Genomic DNA, 19,191 nt, shown 5'->3' with positions numbered 1-19,191 from the left:
ATCGAAGAGGAAGACCCGCCATGACACAATTCAAACCGAAAAACCCCGACTATGACGCACGCGTGCGCAACAGTTTCGATCGCCAGAAGGTGATGAACACGTTGGGGATCAGCATTGCCGAGTTGTTACCCGGCCGCATCGTTCTGGAAATGGCACATCAGGTTGCACTGACCCAGCAGCATGGGTTTTTGCATGCCGGAATCGTGTCGACAGCGCTGGACAGCGCCTGCGGATACGCGGCCTTTTCGCTGATGCCAGCGGACGCGGCAGTGTTGACGGCCGAATTCAAGATCAACCTACTCAACCCGGCGGACGGCGAACGGTTTCGCTTCGTCGCTGACGTGGTGAAACCAGGCAGGACGCTGACCATATGCGAGGCGCGTGCCTATGCCGTGAAGGGCCAGGATGAAAAGCTCGTCGCAACGATGACCGGAACGCTCATGGCGCTGATCGGGCGGGCGGGGGTCGCGGACTGAGCGCAACCCGGCCGCAGCACATCCGATCCGGGCGGCCGGGCCGATTATTCAGACAGCTGGATCAGCTGTTCCAGCGGCTCGCGACCTCGGCCAACCGTTTCCCGTAGGCGCGCGCGGTATCCAGATCGCCGCCAGCAGGTTCAGACCTGTCAAGCGGTAATGTTAGCTTTTAGCAGTGCGGTCGCCGATTGTCCGTCGTCAGGGTTTTTCGGAGAGCTGAGACTGTATCGTAACGGAGGATCTGGTTCGGTTTCTGTTCAAGTTTATGCGGCAGCGGCCTGATGCTGCAACCGTAATTGGAACGGATGGACGCCCACGGTGCCGATGGGCTGCCGTCACGCCGGAGTTTCCAGTCAGGGCTGAGCTGGCGCACCATTCTGGCCAAGCGCGAGAACTTTCGTGCTGCCTTCGCCGGGTTCGACTTTCGGGGAGTTGCGAACTTTGACGACAACGACATTGAGCGCCTACTTGCCGATGAAGGAATTGTTCGCTATCGAGGCAAGATCGAAGCCGTGATCAACAACGCTCGCCGTACTTTCGAGGTCGTCCAAGAGGAAGGCTCCTTCGCCGCATTCATCTGGCTATATGAACCTGCCAAGGACGACGCACTGCCACAAATGCGGTCCAAATCAACAGCGTCCGAGACCCTTTCCAAAGACCTACGAAAGCTTGGCTTCAAATTCGTGGGACCGACCACCGTATATGCATTCATGCCGGCCATGGGATGTATCAACGATCACGCAGAAGTCTGTTGGATGCGAAAGGACGTCGAAACAGCCCGAAATACCCTTCGCACACCGACATAGGCAACTGTCGGCCAATTAACGTGAAAAAAATCAAGGCCACTTAGCGTGGAAAGTCACAGACAGGTTTCGCGTCAGTCGACCGAGACTTCAGAGCCTTGAGAGTAGCGTGGCCAATTGAGCGGCGTCTTTGGGTTTCAGCTTTGCGCCGATCCTTTCCGACAGAACCCGTTCATAGATCGGCCACATCGCCCTCCTGACAGATTTACCCTTTTCAGAGATAGAAATGTTTTGACCTCGCCCATCTTCCGAGCAGTCCCGTCGGTCCACCAGCCCTGCTTTCACCATGCGGTCCAGCAACCGCGATGTACCGTATTGGGGTAACAATATCCGGTCTTTGAGTTCGAATGGACGGAGTCCGTCCGGGCCTGCCTTCTCGAGTTCGAGAAGCGCGTCATACCATGCAAGTGGCGGGTATCCTGCCGATTTCAGAGACGATTCGACAGCCTCAAGCAAAACGCGGCTTTTAGTCATGAGGGCTGTCCAGGCGGCCTCAGTAGCATGGTCAATCTCGTTCATATCCAGCACCTATCATGTGCATGCAAGTGCATCAACCTTGACGTCGCATGTAACGCGCTATATATAGATGCAAATGCATCGACATATGGGATCATATCATGTCAAAATCGCACCTCACAGAATTTGGGATATTCCTGCTCCGTATAGCACTCGGTATCATGTTCCTGGCGCACAGCCTGTTTCTCAAGCTCTTCATTTTCACACTTCCCGGAACGGCGCAGTTCTTCATTTCGATCGGGCTGCCCGGCTGGTTTGCTTATATGGTATTTGCAGTCGAGGCGATTGCCGGTGCCTTTTTGGTCCTCGGCATACAGGCGCGGTGGGTCGCGTCGGCGACCGTGCCCATCCTGGCCGGAGCGACCTGGGCTCACTCCGGAAACGGCTGGATGTTCGGATACGAGAACGGCGGGTGGGAATACCCGGCCTATCTGACGCTGCTTGCCATCGTGCAAGGGCTTCTGGGCGACGGCCGTTTCGCCCTCAGCCCTTCCTTCGCGCCCGGTAACGTGCAGATGGAGGGAGAGACAACATGAGCCTCCACCTCATTAGCCATGCGGCCTGCCCATATGTGCAGCGCGCGGCGATCTCGCTCACTGAGAAAGGTGTCACGTTCGAGAGAACTGACATCGATCTTTCGAACAAGCCCGACTGGTTTCTTGCCATATCTCCGCTGGGCAAGACGCCTGTCCTGGTTGTGGACGGGACGCCGATTTTCGAATCTGCGGTTATCCTCGAATATCTTGAGGATACACAACCCCACGCGCTTCATCCGCACGACGCTCTTGATCGCGCCCGCCACCGTGCCTGGATTGAATTTGGATCTGCTGTCTTGAACGACATTGCGGGGTTCTACTCGGCGCCGAACGAGAAAGCGTTGGAAGAAAAAGTGGCGGCGCTCCGCGCAAAGTTCCTTCGGCTGGACGCGGAGCTTGGGGAGGGACCATGGTTCGATGGCCACCGGTTCAGCCTCGTCGATGTCGTATTCGGCCCGGTCTTCCGCTATTTCGACGTTTTTGACACCATCGGAGAGTTTGGCGTCTTCACAGGGCTTGCCCGTGTAAGGGCCTGGCGACATGAACTGGAGCGTCGGGTTTCTGTGAAGAATGCCGTCAGTGAAGATTACCCGACCCTTCTGCGTGACTTCATCAGACGGCGCAATTCTTACCTGTCCCAGATCATGCAGACAGGAGGGCCGAAGAAGACAGTTACACAGGTGCGATCGGCTGACCGCTGATCACTTGATATCGTTTTGTCGGGCCGCAGTACAGAACCGGACGTTTGAGGTCGCTTGGCGAATGTCCGCTTTGTCCCGCACATCGGATAGTCGCCGACTTTCCCTTGAAGGCCCGCAGCAGCCCCAACCGGCAATTGCCGGCAGTCCATGCCCGTCCGTGCGATGCGCAGGGTTACTGCTGCCCCCACAGCGAAACCGGGAACAAACCACCGATCGCATTGATGAATGGCTCAGGGATCTACGAATCCTCCTGAGCTCAAACACCCGGAAAACCCTAGCCGTGTAGTCCGACAGAGGGCTGCGCATCAATCGCGGGTCAATCTATCCCAGATGGTGGATCACTTTCAGGGGGTTACTCCAAAGGGCGGGGATAAGAAGCTCGTGGCAACGAGGATAAGAACGCTTTTATCGCTATTGGGGCGAACTGGCGTGGCTGGCTGACGATCGGGTCAGAGCGAAAATTAATCTGCGAGCCGGGCTTCGAGGATATGCCGCTGGATCTTGCCGCTGGTCGATCTGGGAAAATCCTCGAACGCGATGAAGCGAATTTCGCGTGGTCGCTTATAGCCAGCGAGGCTTTCGCGGCACAAGTTCAGCAGCGCCTCGGCATCCGGCCCGTCATCGTCACAGGCGACAAAGGCCACCGGGCTTTCCCCCCATTTCGCGTCGAAGGCCCTTACCACGGCGGCATCGATCACATCGGGATGAGAAAGAAGCACACGTTCGATTTCCGCCGGATAGACGTTTTCACCTCCGGTCTTGATCAGGTATTTCGCCCGATCCACAAAGTCGACGGTGCCGTCCGCATTGCGCCGGAACAGATCGCCCATGTGGAAAAAGCCGTTGCGAAAGTCACGGGCATTGGTGTCGTCGGCGTTCCAGTACCCGGAAAACAGCGTCGGACCCCGAAGCGCCATTTCGCCCGGCGTTCCATCGGGGACTTCGCGGTCGTCGGGATCGACCAGCCGCACCTCGCAAAAGGCGCTGATGCGCTTGGACAGCCGGTCCGGGGTCACACCCGGCGCGATCAGATCGGCGGTTCCCGGCGGCAGGCCGGTTTCGGTCGCCCCGAAGGAATTCAGATAGGGCGTGTCCAGAAGACCGGTCAGTTCCGCGATCTGATGCGGCGGCACCAGATCAGCCATTGCGCCGCAAACCTTGATCCCCTTCAGCGGCAAAGGGTTGGCGTGCCGTTCGTTAATAAAAGCCTCCAGTGCCCCGGGCATCATCACGAACCAGCCGATCCTGTGGCGTGACAGCGCCTCGTTGATGACGGCGGGCTGCAGCCCGTCCACCATCACCACGGTCCCACCCCGCAGGATCGTTGCCAGCGCATGATCGGTGGAGGCCATGTGGAACATCGGCGCCCAGGCGATGAACCCGTCGCCGGGATCCAGCGCCAGCTGGGCCGCAAAAACCATGGATCGGGCGATATGCGCGCGGTGGCTGATATGCGCCCCCTTGGGCAGGCCCGTGGTCCCCGAGGTATAGAGGATCGTCAGACCGGCCTCGGGGTCGTCAACCATGGTTCCGGTGCGCGGGTCCGGCTCGACCCCGGCAATGGCCGTTTCCAGGTCTGGCCCGACGGTTAGACAGGGTGTCGACGCGACGGCGCGGTAAGCTTCTGAAAGTTCCGGTTCGACAACCGCGAGAACCGGCTCGACCAGATCGATGCAGTGCCGCAGTTCATCGGGGGCAAGCCGCCAGTTCAGACAGGCGACGATCGCGCCGATTCCCGCTGCTGCAAGTTCGACCTCCAGGTATTCTGAGCGGTTATGCGACAGGATCGCGATCCTGTCTCCGGGCGCCACGCCTCGTGCCAGAAAGACAGCCGCCAGACGATCGACCCGCTCCAGCAGTTCTGCATAGGTCAGTTTCCTGCTGCCGTCCTCGATGGCGAGGGCGCGGGCGCAGTCATGTGCGCGGGTTCGAAAGATCGAATACAGATCAGCGCGCCCCGCGCGGATGACGCCGGTCAGCATAGTTTCCCCCTTGCCCGAGCCTCGGTTCAGAGATCCTGCGCCAGGCGCACGCCCTCATCAATGGCGCGCAGCGCATCCAGTTCGGCGGCCTCCTTTGCCCCGCCGATCATCGTAACCAGGACGCCGCGCGCTACAACCTCTTTGGCCAGGGCCCGTTCCGGTTCCTGACCGGTGCACAGCACAATTGTATCGGCTGCGATGACCGTCGGGTTTCCGTCCGCGACGATGTGCAGCCCCGCATCGTCGATATGTTCATAGGTCACCCCGCCCATTGCCTCGACCCCATGTTTGCGCAGCGCGTTGCGCAGGATCCACCCTGTCGAAACACCAAGCCCCGCGCCCGGTTTAGCGGTCTTGCGCTGCAGCATGACGACCTTGCGGCGCGACGGCTTCGGTGCCAGAGGGTCGCCCGCCAGGGCACCCGAGGAGACAAATTCGGGGTCCACTCCCCAGGTTTCGCAAAAGACGTCGGAATTCGCGGTCTCGGCGGGTTTGGTCACTAGGAACTCGGCCACATCATGACCGATGCCCCCCGCCCCCATCACCACGACACGGTCGCCCGCCTCGCGGTCACCGGACAGAATTTCGGCGTAGGTCGCGACGCTGGGATGGTCGATACCCGGCAGGTCGGGAATGCGCGGCGTGACCCCGGTGGCGATGACCACATGGTCAAATCCCTCAAGATCGCTCGCCTCTGCCCGCTGTCCCAGACGCTGCGTGACCCCGTGTTTCTGCATCTGACCGGCATAATACCGCAGGGTTTCGTCGAATTCGTCCTTGCCTGGTGCGGCGCGGGCCAGATTCAGCTGACCGCCCAATTTGTCCTGCGCTTCGAACAGGGTGACATCGTGGCCCAGCCGTGCCGCCTCGGCGGCTGTGGCCATGCCCGCGGCACCACCGCCAACGACGGCCACTTTCTTTGGCGTGTCGGTTGGCGTATCCCGGAATTCCGTTTCACGCCCGGCCCTTGGATTGACCAGACATCCGACCGGCCGGTCCGAAAAAATGAAATCCAGGCAGGCCTGGTTGCAGGCAATGCAGGTGTTGATCTCGTCTGCGCGGCCCTCGCGCGTCTTTTTCACGAAATGCGGATCGGCCAGAAACGGGCGCGCCATCGAGATCATGTCCGCATCGCCAGAGGCAAGTATGTCTTCTGCAAGCTGGGGTGTGTTGATCCGGTTCGAGGCGACTACCGGGATCGACACCGCCGCTTTGACGTTGGCTGCCGCCTTGCGCCAGGCACCGCGCGGCACCGGGTAGGCGATCGTCGGCACGCGGGCCTCATGCCAGCCGATGCCGGTGTTCAGGATATCCGCACCCGCAGCCTCGATCTTGCGGGCCAGTGCGGCAATTTCATCGGCGGGCGCGCCGCCCTCGACCAGATCGGCCGCCGAAATCCGGTAGATGACCAGAAAGTCGGGGCCGCAACGTTCGCGCACCGCGCGCACGATATCGACCGGGAATCGGTGGCGGTTCGCGGCGCTGCCGCCCCAGTCGTCTTGGCGCTTGTTGGTGTGGGTGACGGTGAATTCGTTGATCAGGTATCCCTCGGACCCCATGATCTCGACGCCATCAAAGCCTGCGGCCAGCGCATTGGCGGCCGCCACGGCAAAATCCTCGATGGTACGGAGAATGTCGGCTTCGGTCATTTCACGCGGGATGAAACGGTTGATCGGGGCGCGGATCGGCGACGGGGCCACACACCCTTCGATCTTGGCATAGCGCCCGGCGTGGAGGAGTTGCGCGCAGATCAGGCTGCCTTCGGCCTGCACCGCCTCGCAGATCGGGCGCAGGTCAAGCGCTTCTTCCGGGTCATCGATTCTCGGACCTTCTGGATCGAATATGCCCTCGGCATTGGGCGAAAACCCGCCGGTGACCAGAATCGCCGCCTCCCCCCGCGCCCGCTCAGAGTAAAAAGCGATCTGTTTAGCTATGCCGTCAGGCTCGGTTTCCAACCGCGTGTGCATCGACCCCATGATGACACGATTTCGCAATGTATGCTGGCCTGCGCGGATGGGCGAGAGCATGGTTTCAAAGCTTCCATCTGGTCTATTTTTCACTTTGGTTCTCCTCCTCAAAACTGCACTTGATATACATTCTAACATTTGTTAGATTTTTGGAAAGAAGATTTTCGCTCACGAGGAGGAGCACCGATGCAATTCCAGCCTACAGACGATCAGAAGGCGTTTCGCGAGACCGCAAAGCGCTTCGCAACTGAAAGGCTTTCGCCCACATATCAAGAACGCGCCAGCGGCCATACATTCGACCGTGCGCTGATCAAGGAGATGGGCGCACTGGGGCTGATCGGGGCCGATCTGCCCGAGGAATTCGGGGGTCTCGGCGAAAGCTCTGTCACGTCAGGGCTGATCGTCGAAGAGATCGCCTATGCCGATTTCAACGCAAGTTACGTGCAGCTTCTGGGCTCTCTCATGGGCGGAATGGTTGCCAAACATGCCTCCAAGGACATCGCGTCGGAATGGGTGCCCAAGGTTGTTTCGGGTGATGCGGTCATTGGCCTGGGCCTGACAGAGCCGCGCGGCGGTTCGGATGCGGCGAACCTGATTCTGAGGGCCGAGAAATCCGGCAACGGCTGGCGGCTGAACGGTGAAAAGACATCCATGAGTTTTGCCAGTCAGGCGGATGCGGCGGTCGTCTTTGCCCGTACCGGCGATCCTGACGGCGGCTCACGCGGGGTCAGCGCCTTTTTCGTCGATCTGAACCAGGAAGGCATCAAGCGCACCCATTTTGACGACATCGGCACCAAGCCTGTCGGGCGCGGCTCGGTTTTCTTTGACGATGTTTACGTGCCGGCTGAAAACATGATGGCGGAACAGGACCGTGCCTTTGGCACGATCATGGCGGGCTTCGACTATTCCCGCGCACTGATCGGGCTGGAGTGCCTGGGGGCCGCGCAAGCGTCGGTGGATGAAACCTGGGCCTACGTTCAGGAGCGCGAGGCATTCGGAGCCCCGATCGTGCAGTATCAGGGTGTCAGCTTTCCCTTGGCCGAGGCCGAGACCCAACTGACCATGATGCGCCAGCTTTGCTATTACACGCTGGACCTGCGCGACCGTGGCCTGCCCCACACCTCTCAGGCCGCCATGTGCAAATGGTACCTGCCCAAAACCGCCTGCGAGATCCTGCACCAGTGCCTGATCCTGCACGGACATTACGGCTACACCACCGACCTGCCCCACCACCAGCGCTACAACGATGTGCTCGGCTTGCAGATCGGTGACGGCACCGCGCAGATCCAGAAGCTGGTGATCGCCCGCGAGAAGGTCGGTCGCATGGCGCTGCAGTATGACAAGAAGGCGAAGGGAGCCTCGAAATGAGCGACCCCATCCTCGTCACTTCCGAGGGCAACACCGGCATCATCGAACTGGCCCGCCCCGAGAAATTCAATTGCCTGTCACTTGAGGTGCATGAGCGTATTTCTGTCGCGCGTGCGGAATTCGAGGCGAACCCCGCTATTCGGGCGATCCTCATCCGGGCGCAGGGCAAGCACTTTTGCACCGGTGCCGATCTGGTGGAAGTGAAAGGTAAATTGAACGATCCCGCCGCGCTGGACCATTTCATCGCCTTTGGCATGAAAAACCTGCGTGCGCTCGAAACCTCCTCCCTCCCTGTCGTAGTCGCAGTGCAGGGGTTGTGTCTGGCCGGCGGGATCGAACTGATGCTGGCCTGCGACGTGTGCTTTGCGGCCGAAAGCGCCCAGTTTGGCGATCAGCATGCGCAATTCGGGCTGATTCCCGGTTGGGGTGGCTCGCAGCGGCTGACGCGGTTGATGGGGCAGCGCCGGGCGCTTGACCTGATGTTCTCAGCGCGCTGGCTCAAAGCCGACGAGGCCAAGGAGGTCGGGCTGGTCAACTACATCGTACCGGATGCGGATCTGCACCAGGCCGCGCTGGAATATTGCGAAAAGATCGCGACCCGCTCGCGCCCAGGTATCGCGGAAATGAAGCGGCTGGCGCGCGAAGGTGCAGATCTCGGCATCGACCAGCAGATGCGGCTTGAGCGTGACGCCGCCGTGCGCGCACTGCCCAGCGATGACGTCGCCGAGGGGCTCGATGCATTCGAGAACCGGCGCGCCCCCGAATTCAAGGCTTGAGGACGAAACATGGAATTCACTCTGAACGATGAACAGCGCCAGATTTACGAATATGGCGGTCAGCTGGCGCAGACATATGACAATGCTTATTGGCTGGAACACGCGCGCAAGCACGAGTTTCCCCACGATATGTTCAAGCAGGTTGCCGATGACGGTTTTCTCGGCATCATGGTGCCCGAGGAATACGGCGGCGCGGGCCTCGGTATGACCGAAATGGCGCTGTTCATGGAAGGCACCGCCAATCACGGCATTCCGCTTTTGATGATGGTGGTCGGGCCGACCATGTCGCTGGCTCATATCGCCAGCCACGGGAGTGAATTCCACAAGAAAGAGCTGCTGCCGGCGGCCTGCCGCGGTGATATCCAGTTCTGTTTTGCGATCACGGAACCGGGCGCCGGGTCGAACACGATGAAGGCCACTACGCTGGCCAAACGTCGGGGCAACCGGTTCAGCCTGTCGGGCGAAAAGACCTTTATCACTGGCGCCGAGGTCTCGGACTATTGCTTAGTCGTGGCGCGAACCAAGCCGCATACCGAGGTCAGCCGCAAGACCGACGGCTTTACCCTGTTCGCCGTGGATCTGAAGAAAAAGGGCGTCGACAAGCAGCGGGTGAAGATCTCGATCCCCCTGCCCGAGGAACAGTGGACCCTGTTCTTCGACGAGGTGGATCTGGGCCCGGAGGATGTGGTCGGCGAGGTGGACGAAGGGTTCTCGATCCTGTTCGACAGTCTCAACCCCGAACGCATCATCCTGGCCGCCCTGTGCTGCGGCATCGGCCGGTTCGCCCTGAACAAGGGCGTGGCCTATGCCTCCGAACGCAATGTGTTCGGCCAACCCATCGGTGCGCATCAGGGCGTGCAGCACCCGATGGCCAAGGCGCACACAGCGGTCGAGATGGCCAGCCTGATGACCCGTCGCGCGGCCTGGGAGTTTGACAACAAACTGCCGGCAGGGGCGTCGTCAAACATGGCAAAATACGCCGCCGCCGAAGCCGGGATCGAAGCGGTGGACGCCGCGCTGCAGGCGCATGGCGGATCGGGCTTCACCGAGGATACGGGACTATACGAGATGTACCCGCTGGTGCGCTTGTTGCGCACGGCGCCGGTGAACCGCGAGCTGTGCCTCAGCTTCATCGGCGAAAAGGTCATGGGTCTGCCGCGGTCTTATTGATCGCTCTGCCCGACATGGAGAACGACATGCAATTTGGAATGCGCTTCAGGCGGCAGGATGCCGCCGACAAGGTAAATGATCGCTTCTGGCACACGATCGAGGGCACACCGCTCGACGAGGTGCGCCGTATTCAGGAAGAGCGGCTGCGCGATCAGATGGCGTATCTCAAGGCGAACTCGACCTTCTATCAGGAAAAGTTCGCCGAGGCCGGTGTGGACTTCGACGATATCCGCACCATCGAAGACCTGCAAAAACTGCCCTATACCTACAAGACCGAGATCCGCGAAAGCCTCGCTGCCGAGCCGCCCTTTGGCAAGCACCGTGCCGCGCCCATGTCGGACATCATCCAGATGCAGGCCTCGTCGGGCACGACCGGCAGCCCCTCATATGTGGCCCTGACAGAATCCGACGCCGAGATGTGGCACGAGATGACAGCGCGCTGCTTCTTTGCCAATGGCGTGCGCCCCGGCGACATGGTGTTGCACGCGTTTTCGCTGGCCAAGGGCTTTGTCGGCGGCATCCCCGTGATGCAGGGGTTGCAGTATATGGGCGCGATCGATGTGCCGGTGGGGGCGGATGGCGGTGCCGAACGGCTGCTGCGTGCCTGCGCGGATACGCGCCCGCGCTGCATCGTTGGTGCTCCGAATTTCGTTCTGCACCTGGCCGAAAAGGCTCCCGAGGTACTTGGCTGCAAGGCCAGCGAACTGGGTATCGAGCGCGTGATCGTCGGCGGCGAACCCGGCGGCGGCATTCCCGCAATTCGGGCAAAGATCGAAAAGGCCTGGGGTGCGAAATGCACCGAGATGCTGGGCGGCACCGATCTGGGCGTGACATACTGGGCCGAGTGCGACGCCCAGTCGGGTATGCACATGGTCAACATGGATTATGTCCTGACCGAGCTGCTCGACCCGGAGAGCGGCAGGATCATTCCCTGGAAAAAAGGCGCAGAAGGCGAGATGGTCTATACCGCGCTCGGCCGCCAGGCGAGCCCGCTCGTGCGGTTCCGGTCAGGCGATTATATCGAAGTGATCGATACCGAATGCTCCTGCGGCCGCACCGGACCGAAGATCCGCTGCACCGGCCGCACCGACGACATGCTGATCGTGCGCGGGGCCAATGTCTTCCCGTCGGCGATCAACAGCATCGTTACCGAAATGGTGCCGGACACCAACGGCGTCATGCGCATCGTGGCCGATTTCGAGGGCCATACCACGCAGGGCGCGCTGACGGTGATTGTCGAACGGGGCCCCGATCGCGATCCGGCCGATGACGTCACCCTCAAAAAGAAAATTGAGCAGCGGCTTCGCGACTCCTTGGTCTTCAAGGCCGACGTTCACCTGGTTGCGGCCGACACTTTCGAAAAACCTGGCGCCGCTAAGGTCGCCTTCGTTCTCAGGAAATATCCAGACCTGCCATGACTAGAATGAAATCCCTTCTCGACAGCGGGTCGGACGACTTCCGCGCCAACGACGTGTCTTACCGCGAAAAGGTCGATGAACTACATGCCCTCCGGCTCTTACAGCGCGTCGGCGGCCCCGAAATGGCGCGCAAACGTCATGTGGACAAAGGCAAAATCCTGCCGCGCGAACGGATCGAACGGCTGATCGACCCGGGCACACCATTTCTGGAACTCGGCGAGTTGGCCGGACTGAATATGCACAAGGGAGTTCCACCCGGCGCCGGCATCATTACCGGTATTGGCGTGATCGAAGGCCGTCAGTGCATGATCATCGCCAATGATGCCACCGTAAAGGGCGGCACCTATTTCGGGATCACCTGCCGCAAACACGTCCGGGCACAGAAAATTGCCTGGAAAAACCGCCTGCCCGTCATCACCCTCGTGGACTCCGGCGGTGCCTTCCTGCCCGACCAGGCCAACCTTTTCCCCGACGAAGGCCAGTTCGGCTCCATCTTTCACCAACAGATCGGCATGTCTGGCGATGGTGTGCCGCAAATCGCCGTGGTCATGGGGCCCTGCACCGCGGGTGGTGCCTATATCCCCGCGCTCTGTGACGAAGTGGTGATCGTGCGCGGTCAGGGCTTTATGTATCTGGGCGGACCGGAATTGACCTTTGCCGCAACCGGCGAAAAGGTCGAAGCCGAAGAACTGGGTGGCGGCAAGATGCATTCGTCCGTTTCCGGTGTGACCGACCATTTGGCCGAAGATGACGCCCACGCTCTGGCCATCACGCGCGAAATTGTCAGCCATCTTGGCGAAAAACCCCAACCCCGCAAGACGCCCGAAACGCCCCGTGCGCCCGCCTACCCGGTCGAAGAGATTTATGGGCTCATCAGCCGCGACCCCAAGGTGCCGACCGACAACCGCGAAATCGTGGCTCGGTTGGTCGATGAGAGCGATTTTCACGAATTCAAGCCGCTTTATGGCGACACGATCATGACCGGCTGGGGGCGCATCCACGGCCACGAGGTCGGGATCATCGCCAATACAGGCGTGCTTTTCGTCGAAGCCGCGCTGAAGGCGACGCATTTCATCAATCTCTGCGTCCAGCGTGATATTCCGCTGCTGTTCCTGGCCGATGTGAACGGCTTCATGGTGGGCCGCGAGGTCGAGCAGATGGGCATTGCCAAGGCTGGCGCCAAGATGATCACGGCCATGTCTTCGGCCCGGGTGCCGAAATTCACAATCATCACCGGTGGCTCTTACGGGGCCGGATACCTGGCGATGCTGGGCCGCCCGTTCCAGCCGGACGCAATGTTCGCCTGGCCGACGGGACGGTCGGCAATCATGGGGCCGGAACAGGCCGCCAGCGTGCTGGCTCAGGTCCGCGCGCAGATCAACGAACGCGAAGGCAAAAGCTGGACCCCCGAGGAGGAGGAAGCCTTCAAGGCACCGATCCGCAAGGAATACGAAGATTTTCAGGGAGCCTATAATTTTGCTTCCAACCTTTGGATCGACAGCGTGATCGAGCCCTGTGAGACCCGTGACGTCATGGCGCTGATGCTGGATGTGACATCGCGCAGACCCAAGGTCGATACCAACTTCGGCGTGTTCAGGATGTGAGGAGCGAACCGTGAAAATCAAAACGCTTCTGATCGCCAACCGCGGCGAAATTGCCTGCCGGATCGCGCGCACCGCGCGGGCCAGCGGTATCACCCCTGTCGGCGTGCATTCGCAGGCCGATGCCAATGCCCTGCATGTCCGCGAGATCGGCAAATCTGTCTGTATCGGTGCCGGGCCTGCATCCGAGAGCTATCTGAAAATCGACGCGGTGATTGCCGCTGCGCAATCAGTGGGCGCGGATGCGATCCATCCCGGTTATGGCTTTCTGGCCGAAAACCCCGATTTTGCTCGTTCGGTCGAAGCCGCCGGCATGATCTTCATGGGGCCGACGCCGGAAACGCTTGAACGTTTCGGCGACAAGGCCAGCGCCAAAGAGGCCGCCGTGGCGGCCAGCGTCCCGGTGATTTCGGGCGCCGAAGGTGCGCGGTCCGATCCCGAGCAGATTGCCGAGGAGGTGCGCCAAATGGGCCTGCCGGTGCTGCTCAAGGCGGTCGGCGGCGGTGGTGGGCGCGGACAACGGCTCGTCACTGACGAGACCACGCTGGTCGAGGACATCGAAGGCGCGCTGCGCGAAGCAAAATCCACCTTCGGCTCCGAAGGGCTGCTGTTGGAGCGTTTCCTGCCCGAGGCGCGCCATGTTGAAGTGCAGATCGCAGGTGACGGCAAGGGCCATGTGGTGCATCTGTTCGAACGCGATTGCACGCTTCAGCGCCGCCACCAGAAGGTCATCGAGGAAGCCCCGGCCTGGGGTCTGCCCCGAACGCTTCTGGACGACATCGCACGCGACGCGGTGCGCTTGGGCGAAACGCTGGACTATCGCGGGCTGGGCACGGTCGAATTTCTGGTCGCGGGTGGCGAGTATTTCTTCCTTGAGGTGAACCCGCGCATTCAGGTGGAACATCCCGTCACCGAAGCGATCACCGGGCTGGACCTTGTCGCGCTTCACCTGCGGATTGCCGAAGGCGCGGGCCTTGGACTGGTGCAGGACGATCTGACGATCAACGGCCACGCGGTCGAGGCGCGGCTTTACGCCGAAGATCCGGCGATGCAATTCGCCCCGTCGACGGGCACGCTCTCCACGCTCAGCCTGCCATCGGGCCTGCGCATCGACAGCGGCGTCGAAGAAGGCGATGCCGTCACGCCCTACTACGACCCGATGATCGCCAAGCTGATCGTGCACGCGCCCGACCGGGAAACCGCATTGGCACGTCTGGCCACGGCGCTTGATCATGTCGCGGTCGAAGGTGTCGAGACCAATCGCGCCTTTCTAACGGCGCTGGCGCGAAACCATGAATTCGAACGGATGCAGGTGCATACCCGCTGGATCGACGGCAGGCTGGATGAGCTGACACAGGCACCCGGCCTGACCCGCCCAGATCTGTGGAAGGCGACCGCTGCCATTCTCTTCGTGACCCAGTCGCGCAGCGACACAGACGCCAATCCCTGGACCAACCGTGATGCCTTTACCGGCTGGCGGCTTGGACTGGGCGGCGATGCGATTGAAGCGGGGCAGCGCGTGACGCTTACCGATTCTGACGAGGTATCCGAAGAACTGCGCGTCAGTCCAGTCAAACCGGGTGCCAAGTACACCATCCATTCGGAGAAAGGCGAGGCGCTGATACTGTCGGCACGTGAACTGACCCCGGGCCGTTGGCGTGTCGGCGAAGGCGACACCGTCCATCTGATCGACGCGCGCCTGCACGCGGGCGTGATCGAACTGGATACGCCCGAAGGCCGCCTGGTCTTTCGGCCCGCCGCGCCCCTTGCCTTTGCCGGCGGCGATGCCGCGGCGGATCGCGCCGTGACCTCTCCGCTGACCGGCATGATTGTCGAAATCAAGGTCTCCGATGGTCAGAGCGTGGCCGAAGGCGACGTGGTCGCGGTCATGGAATCCATGAAACTCGAAATCTCGATCCGGGCGGCCGCGGCCGGGATCGCCAGCAATATATCCGTCTCGAATGGGGACATGGTCGATCGCGGCCAGGTCATCGCCGAGATCCTGCCATCCGAGGAGTGATGAAATGAGCGACTTTCCCAAATTCGTAGAATTTCGTGAAGAAGGCCCGCGTGAGGGTTTTCAGATCGAAAAGAAGATTTACCCGATCGAAGAGCGGATCGAACTGATCGACATGCTCAGCGAAACCGGCTTGAAACGCATTCAGGTCGGCAGCTTTGTCAGCCCGAAATACGTTCCTCAGATGGCGGACACCGGCGAGTTGTTCCAGCGTATCAAGCGCAAACCGGGCGTGAACTACACATCGCTGTGGCTGAACGACAAAGGGTTTCGCAAGGCCCTGACCGCGCATGAGGTCGATATCGACCCGCGTCTGCTGTTCTATCCTTCCGAAGCATTCGCCCAATCGAACAACAATTGTTCCTCGGCCGAGATGCGGGAAAAACAACGTGACTGGGTCCGTCTTTACAAGGAAGAGGGATATACCGTCGACGCGGCCTATGTGATGACCGCTTTCGGCTGCAACCTCGAGGGCCCCATCCCCCAAGAACGCATCTTGGACGATTTCCGCTTTATCCTTCAGCTATGCGAAGAAGAGAACATCCCCGTGCCGATCCTCGTGGTCGCCGACACCATGGGTTGGGGAAACCCCGAGGCGGTCAAACGGATGATCGGCGCCCTGCGCGAATTGGCGCCCGAGGCGCGCATCGGTATGCACATCCATGACACACGTGGGCTGGGGATCGCCAACGTTTATGCGGCCCTGTCGATGGGCGTGGACATGTTCGAAAGCTCCGTCGCCGGTCTTGGCGGCTGTCCTTTCGCGGGCCACGGCCACGCGCGCGCCGCAGGAAATGTCTGCACCGAGGATGCAGTGTTCCTGTGTCACGAGCTCGGCATCGAAACCGGCATTGATCTGGACAAGCTGATCGCAGCGGCGGTCAAAGCAGAAGAGATCATCGGTGTGCCGCTCATGGGCCGGGTCATGCACACCGGCGGGTTGGACAAATACCGCAAGTCACTCTGAGGGAGCAAGAAGATGACAAAAGCACTTGACGGAAAGGTCGTTCTGGTCACCGGGGCCGGCGGTGGGATCGGGCGTGATATCGCCTTGATGGCAGCTACCGAAGGCGCCGCCGTGGTGGTCAATGATCTGGGCGCATCCCTGAAAGGCACCGGTCAGACAGAAACTGCGGCGCAGAAAGTCGTCGAAGAGATCAGGGCCGCTGGGGGCGATGCCATTGCCGATGGCGGCTCTGTCACCGATCCCGATGCCGCGCGCGCGATGATCGAAGCCGGGGTCAAGGAATTCGGTCGCATCGACGCGGTGGTAAACAACGCCGGCATTCTGCGCGACGGTTACTTCCACAAGATGACCTATGAGGATTTCGACGCGGTGGTGAAGGTCCATCTTTATGGTGCCTTCAATACCAGCCGCGCGGCCGCCGACTATTTCCGCGAACAGGAAAGCGGCGCGCTCGTGCACATGACCTCGACCTCGGGGCTGATCGGCAATTTTGCCCAGGCGAACTACTCTGCCGCGAAGCTGGGCATCGCGGCCTTCTCAAAATCTGTTGCGCTTGATCTCAAGCGCTGGAACGTGCGGTCAAACTGCATCGCGCCCTTCGCCTGGAGCCGGATGATCTCGTCGATCAAGACAGACACCCCGGAACAGGTGGCACGGGTCGAAAAGATCAAGGAGATGACACCGGCCAAGGTTGCACCGATGGCCTGTTTCCTGATGAGCGACCGCGCGGCTGACGTGTCAGGACAGATCTTTGCGGTTCGCAAGAACGAGATCTTCCTGTTCAACCAGCCCCGCCCGGTGCGGTCGGTTCATTCCGGTGATGGCTGGACCGCCGATGAAATCGCCGATCGCGCCATTCCCGCGCTCAAATCGCAGTTCACGCCGCTCGAAGTTTCGGCGGATGTCTTTTCATGGGATCCGGTCTAATGGGAAAACGCAAAGAAAAAATCAGCTCCAGCATTGCCTGGAGCACCCCTGACAAGATCAGCGTGCGTGGCCTCGACCTGCCCAACGAGATCCTGGGCCACATGAACCTCGGCGATCTGGCGTTCCTGCAACTGACGGGCCGCAAGGCCACACCCGAGGAAAGCCGGGTGTTCAACGCCATCGTCATTACCCTGGTCGAACATGGTATCACGCCCTCGGCCCTGGCGGCGCGGATGACCTATATGGGGGCGCCGGAATCGCTTCAGGCGGCTGTGGCGGCTGGCTTGTGTGGGCTGGGCACCGTCTTTGTCGGTTCTATGGAAGGTGCCTCGAAAATGCTTTACGAGGCACTGCCACAGGACAAGTTGGGCACCGGTGTCGATCTGGATGCGCTGGCCGTCGAGACGGTAGAAAAATTCCGCGCCCGCAAGATGATCGTGCCGGGGCTCGGACATCCGGTGCACAAACCGGTCGATCCGCGCACCCCGCGCCTGTTCCAGATCGCTGCCGAGAACGGCAAGTCCGGTGAATACATCGAGTTGATCCAGAAAATTCAGGCCGTTGCCGAAGAAAAATCGGGTAAGATGCTGCCGATTAACGCCACTGGTGCGATCGGAGCGATCTGCTGTGAATTCGGCTTTCCCTGGAAGATCGTGCGGGGCTTTGGCGTCATGGCGCGCGCCATCGGCCTGGTCGGTCATATCCTCGAAGAGAGCGAAAACCCGATCTCCTATGAATTGTGGCAGCGCGCCGAAGAGGAAATCCTCGAAACCTCCGGCCCGGGAGCGGCTTGAACGATGCAGACGTCAGCCCCAGACACTCACACCGATCTGCGCGATGCCTTGCGCGCACTTTGCGCGCAGTTTCCGCCAGAGTATCATCGCAAGTTCGGCGAAGACGAAACCTACCCCGAGGAATTCGTCGATGCGCTGACCCGCGAGGGCTGGCTTGCCGCGATGATCCCAGAGGAATACGGTGGCTCGGGTCTGGGGTTGACCGAAGCCTCGATCATCATGGAGGAGGTGAACCGCTGCGGCGGAAACGCGGGCCATTGCCACGGGCAGATGTATAACATGGGCACGCTGCTGCGGCATGGTTCGGATGAGCAAAAGCAGACATACCTGCCCGGTATTGCCAGCGGCGCGTTGCGCCTGCAATCCATGGCCGTGACCGAACCGACAACCGGGACCGACACCACCAAACTGAAGACCATCGCAGTCAAGAAGGGTGACCGGTATGAGATCAATGGCCAGAAGGTCTGGATCAGCCGTATCCAGCATTCTGACCTGATGATCTTGCTGGCCCGCACTACGCCGCTGAGCGAGGTCAAGAAAAAGTCGCAGGGCCTGTCGATCTTTATGGTCGATCTGAAAGAGGCAATCGGCAACGGGATGGAGGTCCGCCCCATCGCCAACATGCCCGGCCACGAAACCAATGAAGTGTTTTTCGACAACCTGGAAATCCCCGCCGAGAACCTGATCGGCACCGAGGGGCGCGGGTTTTACCATATTCTTGACGGGCTGAACGCCGAACGGACCCTGATTGCGGCGGAATGCATCGGTGATGGATACTGGTTCGTTGACAAGGCCCGCGCCTATGCCGGCGACCGCGTGGTCTTTGACCGTCCCATCGGCCAGAACCAAGGTGTGCAATTCCCTATCGCCAGGTCCTATGTGAACATCGAGGCCGCCAATCTGATGCGCTTTGAAGCCTGCAGGCGGTTCGATGCCGGACTGGATTGTGGTGCACAGGCGAACATGGCCAAGCTGCTGGCTTCGGAAGCCAGCTGGGAAGCGGCCAATGCCTGCATCCAGACCCACGGCGGCTTCGGTTTCGCACGGGAGTACGATGTTGAGCGCAAGTTTCGCGAGGCGCGCCTCTATCAGGTCGCCCCGATCTCGACCAACCTGATCCTCTCCTATGTCGGCGAACATATCCTCGGCATGCCCCGATCCTTCTGAGGCCA

At 60.7% G+C, this 19,191-nt stretch carries 17 protein-coding genes; 14 read left to right on the top strand and 3 right to left on the bottom strand.

Annotated elements, in window-relative coordinates:
* The first annotated feature begins 20 nt into the window (after positions 1 to 20).
* Together ACI3GR_RS17140 and ACI3GR_RS17135 are read left to right on the top strand one after the other, a co-directional pair.
* Positions 21 to 476, top strand: coding sequence for a PaaI family thioesterase (locus ACI3GR_RS17140; protein ID WP_027264411.1), 456 nt, complete (start codon positions 21 to 23; stop codon positions 474 to 476).
* 305 nt (positions 477 to 781) lie between these two features.
* The gene (locus ACI3GR_RS17135) at positions 782 to 1,282 is read left to right on the top strand and encodes a DNA-3-methyladenine glycosylase I (protein WP_204114573.1); all 501 of its coding nucleotides are present in this window, start codon (positions 782 to 784) and stop codon (positions 1,280 to 1,282) included.
* A gap of 87 nt (positions 1,283 to 1,369) precedes the next feature.
* Here the strand turns inward: ACI3GR_RS17135 and ACI3GR_RS17130 are convergent, their stop codons facing one another.
* Positions 1,370 to 1,798 (bottom strand): MarR family winged helix-turn-helix transcriptional regulator, encoded by a 429-nt coding sequence (locus ACI3GR_RS17130; RefSeq protein WP_043753647.1) that lies wholly within the window; start codon positions 1,796 to 1,798, stop codon positions 1,370 to 1,372.
* A 98-nt stretch (positions 1,799 to 1,896) separates the two neighbouring features.
* On the opposite strand from ACI3GR_RS17130, the gene ACI3GR_RS17125 reads away from it, so the two are divergent.
* Together ACI3GR_RS17125 and ACI3GR_RS17120 are read left to right on the top strand one after the other, a co-directional pair.
* Positions 1,897 to 2,331 carry a DoxX family protein gene (locus ACI3GR_RS17125; RefSeq protein WP_028288569.1) on the top strand — a complete coding sequence of 145 codons (435 nt, stop codon included), beginning with the start codon at positions 1,897 to 1,899 and terminating at the stop codon, positions 2,329 to 2,331.
* Positions 2,328 to 3,032, top strand: a complete 705-nt coding sequence (locus tag ACI3GR_RS17120) for a glutathione S-transferase family protein (RefSeq protein WP_204114574.1) — start codon at positions 2,328 to 2,330, stop codon at positions 3,030 to 3,032. Before ACI3GR_RS17125 ends, ACI3GR_RS17120 begins: the two co-directional genes overlap by 4 nt.
* A gap of 461 nt (positions 3,033 to 3,493) precedes the next feature.
* Here ACI3GR_RS17120 and ACI3GR_RS17115 read toward each other — a convergent pair whose 3' ends face one another.
* Together ACI3GR_RS17115 and ACI3GR_RS17110 are read right to left on the bottom strand one after the other, a co-directional pair.
* Entirely contained in the window at positions 3,494 to 5,014 is a 1,521-nt protein-coding gene (locus ACI3GR_RS17115) for a class I adenylate-forming enzyme family protein (RefSeq protein WP_028288571.1), read from the bottom strand.
* 26 nt (positions 5,015 to 5,040) lie between these two features.
* Complete coding sequence (locus ACI3GR_RS17110) at positions 5,041 to 7,041, bottom strand: NADPH-dependent 2,4-dienoyl-CoA reductase (protein WP_142494838.1); 2,001 nt, start codon at positions 7,039 to 7,041, stop codon at positions 5,041 to 5,043.
* A 126-nt stretch (positions 7,042 to 7,167) separates the two neighbouring features.
* Here ACI3GR_RS17110 and ACI3GR_RS17105 point away from each other — a divergent pair, with 126 nt between their 5' ends.
* Genes ACI3GR_RS17105 through ACI3GR_RS17060 form a run of 10 tightly spaced genes read left to right on the top strand, consistent with a single transcriptional unit; the run spans position 7,168 to position 19,186 of the window.
* Complete coding sequence (locus tag ACI3GR_RS17105) at positions 7,168 to 8,349, top strand: acyl-CoA dehydrogenase family protein (protein WP_407496270.1); 1,182 nt, start codon at positions 7,168 to 7,170, stop codon at positions 8,347 to 8,349.
* Entirely contained in the window at positions 8,346 to 9,125 is a 780-nt protein-coding gene (locus ACI3GR_RS17100; protein WP_407496269.1) for an enoyl-CoA hydratase/isomerase family protein, read from the top strand. The genes ACI3GR_RS17105 and ACI3GR_RS17100 overlap by 4 nt, the downstream gene beginning before the upstream one ends.
* 9 nt (positions 9,126 to 9,134) lie before the next feature.
* On the top strand, positions 9,135 to 10,295 hold the full coding sequence (locus tag ACI3GR_RS17095) for an acyl-CoA dehydrogenase family protein (RefSeq protein ID WP_088652160.1): 1,161 nt from the start codon (positions 9,135 to 9,137) through the stop codon (positions 10,293 to 10,295).
* The gene (locus ACI3GR_RS17090) at positions 10,292 to 11,713 is read left to right on the top strand and encodes a phenylacetate--CoA ligase family protein (protein WP_407496267.1); all 1,422 of its coding nucleotides are present in this window, start codon (positions 10,292 to 10,294) and stop codon (positions 11,711 to 11,713) included. The genes ACI3GR_RS17095 and ACI3GR_RS17090 overlap by 4 nt, the downstream gene beginning before the upstream one ends.
* Positions 11,710 to 13,317 (top strand): acyl-CoA carboxylase subunit beta, encoded by a 1,608-nt coding sequence (locus tag ACI3GR_RS17085; RefSeq protein ID WP_028288577.1) that lies wholly within the window; start codon positions 11,710 to 11,712, stop codon positions 13,315 to 13,317. The genes ACI3GR_RS17090 and ACI3GR_RS17085 overlap by 4 nt, the downstream gene beginning before the upstream one ends.
* 10 nt (positions 13,318 to 13,327) lie before the next feature.
* The gene (locus tag ACI3GR_RS17080) at positions 13,328 to 15,334 is read left to right on the top strand and encodes an acetyl/propionyl/methylcrotonyl-CoA carboxylase subunit alpha (RefSeq protein WP_142494836.1); all 2,007 of its coding nucleotides are present in this window, start codon (positions 13,328 to 13,330) and stop codon (positions 15,332 to 15,334) included.
* Positions 15,335 to 15,338: 4 nt separating this feature from the next.
* Complete coding sequence (locus ACI3GR_RS17075; RefSeq protein WP_028288579.1) at positions 15,339 to 16,298, top strand: hydroxymethylglutaryl-CoA lyase; 960 nt, start codon at positions 15,339 to 15,341, stop codon at positions 16,296 to 16,298.
* Positions 16,299 to 16,310: 12 nt separating this feature from the next.
* On the top strand, positions 16,311 to 17,225 hold the full coding sequence (locus ACI3GR_RS17070; RefSeq protein ID WP_028288580.1) for an SDR family NAD(P)-dependent oxidoreductase: 915 nt from the start codon (positions 16,311 to 16,313) through the stop codon (positions 17,223 to 17,225).
* The gene (locus ACI3GR_RS17065) at positions 17,225 to 18,019 is read left to right on the top strand and encodes a citryl-CoA lyase (protein ID WP_100160969.1); all 795 of its coding nucleotides are present in this window, start codon (positions 17,225 to 17,227) and stop codon (positions 18,017 to 18,019) included. Before ACI3GR_RS17070 ends, ACI3GR_RS17065 begins: the two co-directional genes overlap by 1 nt.
* A 3-nt stretch (positions 18,020 to 18,022) precedes the next feature.
* Positions 18,023 to 19,186, top strand: a complete 1,164-nt coding sequence (locus ACI3GR_RS17060) for an acyl-CoA dehydrogenase family protein (protein WP_028288582.1) — start codon at positions 18,023 to 18,025, stop codon at positions 19,184 to 19,186.
* Positions 19,187 to 19,191 lie beyond the last annotated feature (5 nt).

The organism is Pseudooceanicola aestuariicola, assembly GCF_045763785.1.
Classification (GTDB): Bacteria; Pseudomonadota; Alphaproteobacteria; order Rhodobacterales; family Rhodobacteraceae; genus Pseudooceanicola.
Note: the sequence above shows the minus strand (reverse complement) of the source record. Positions and strands in the feature narration are given on the sequence as shown.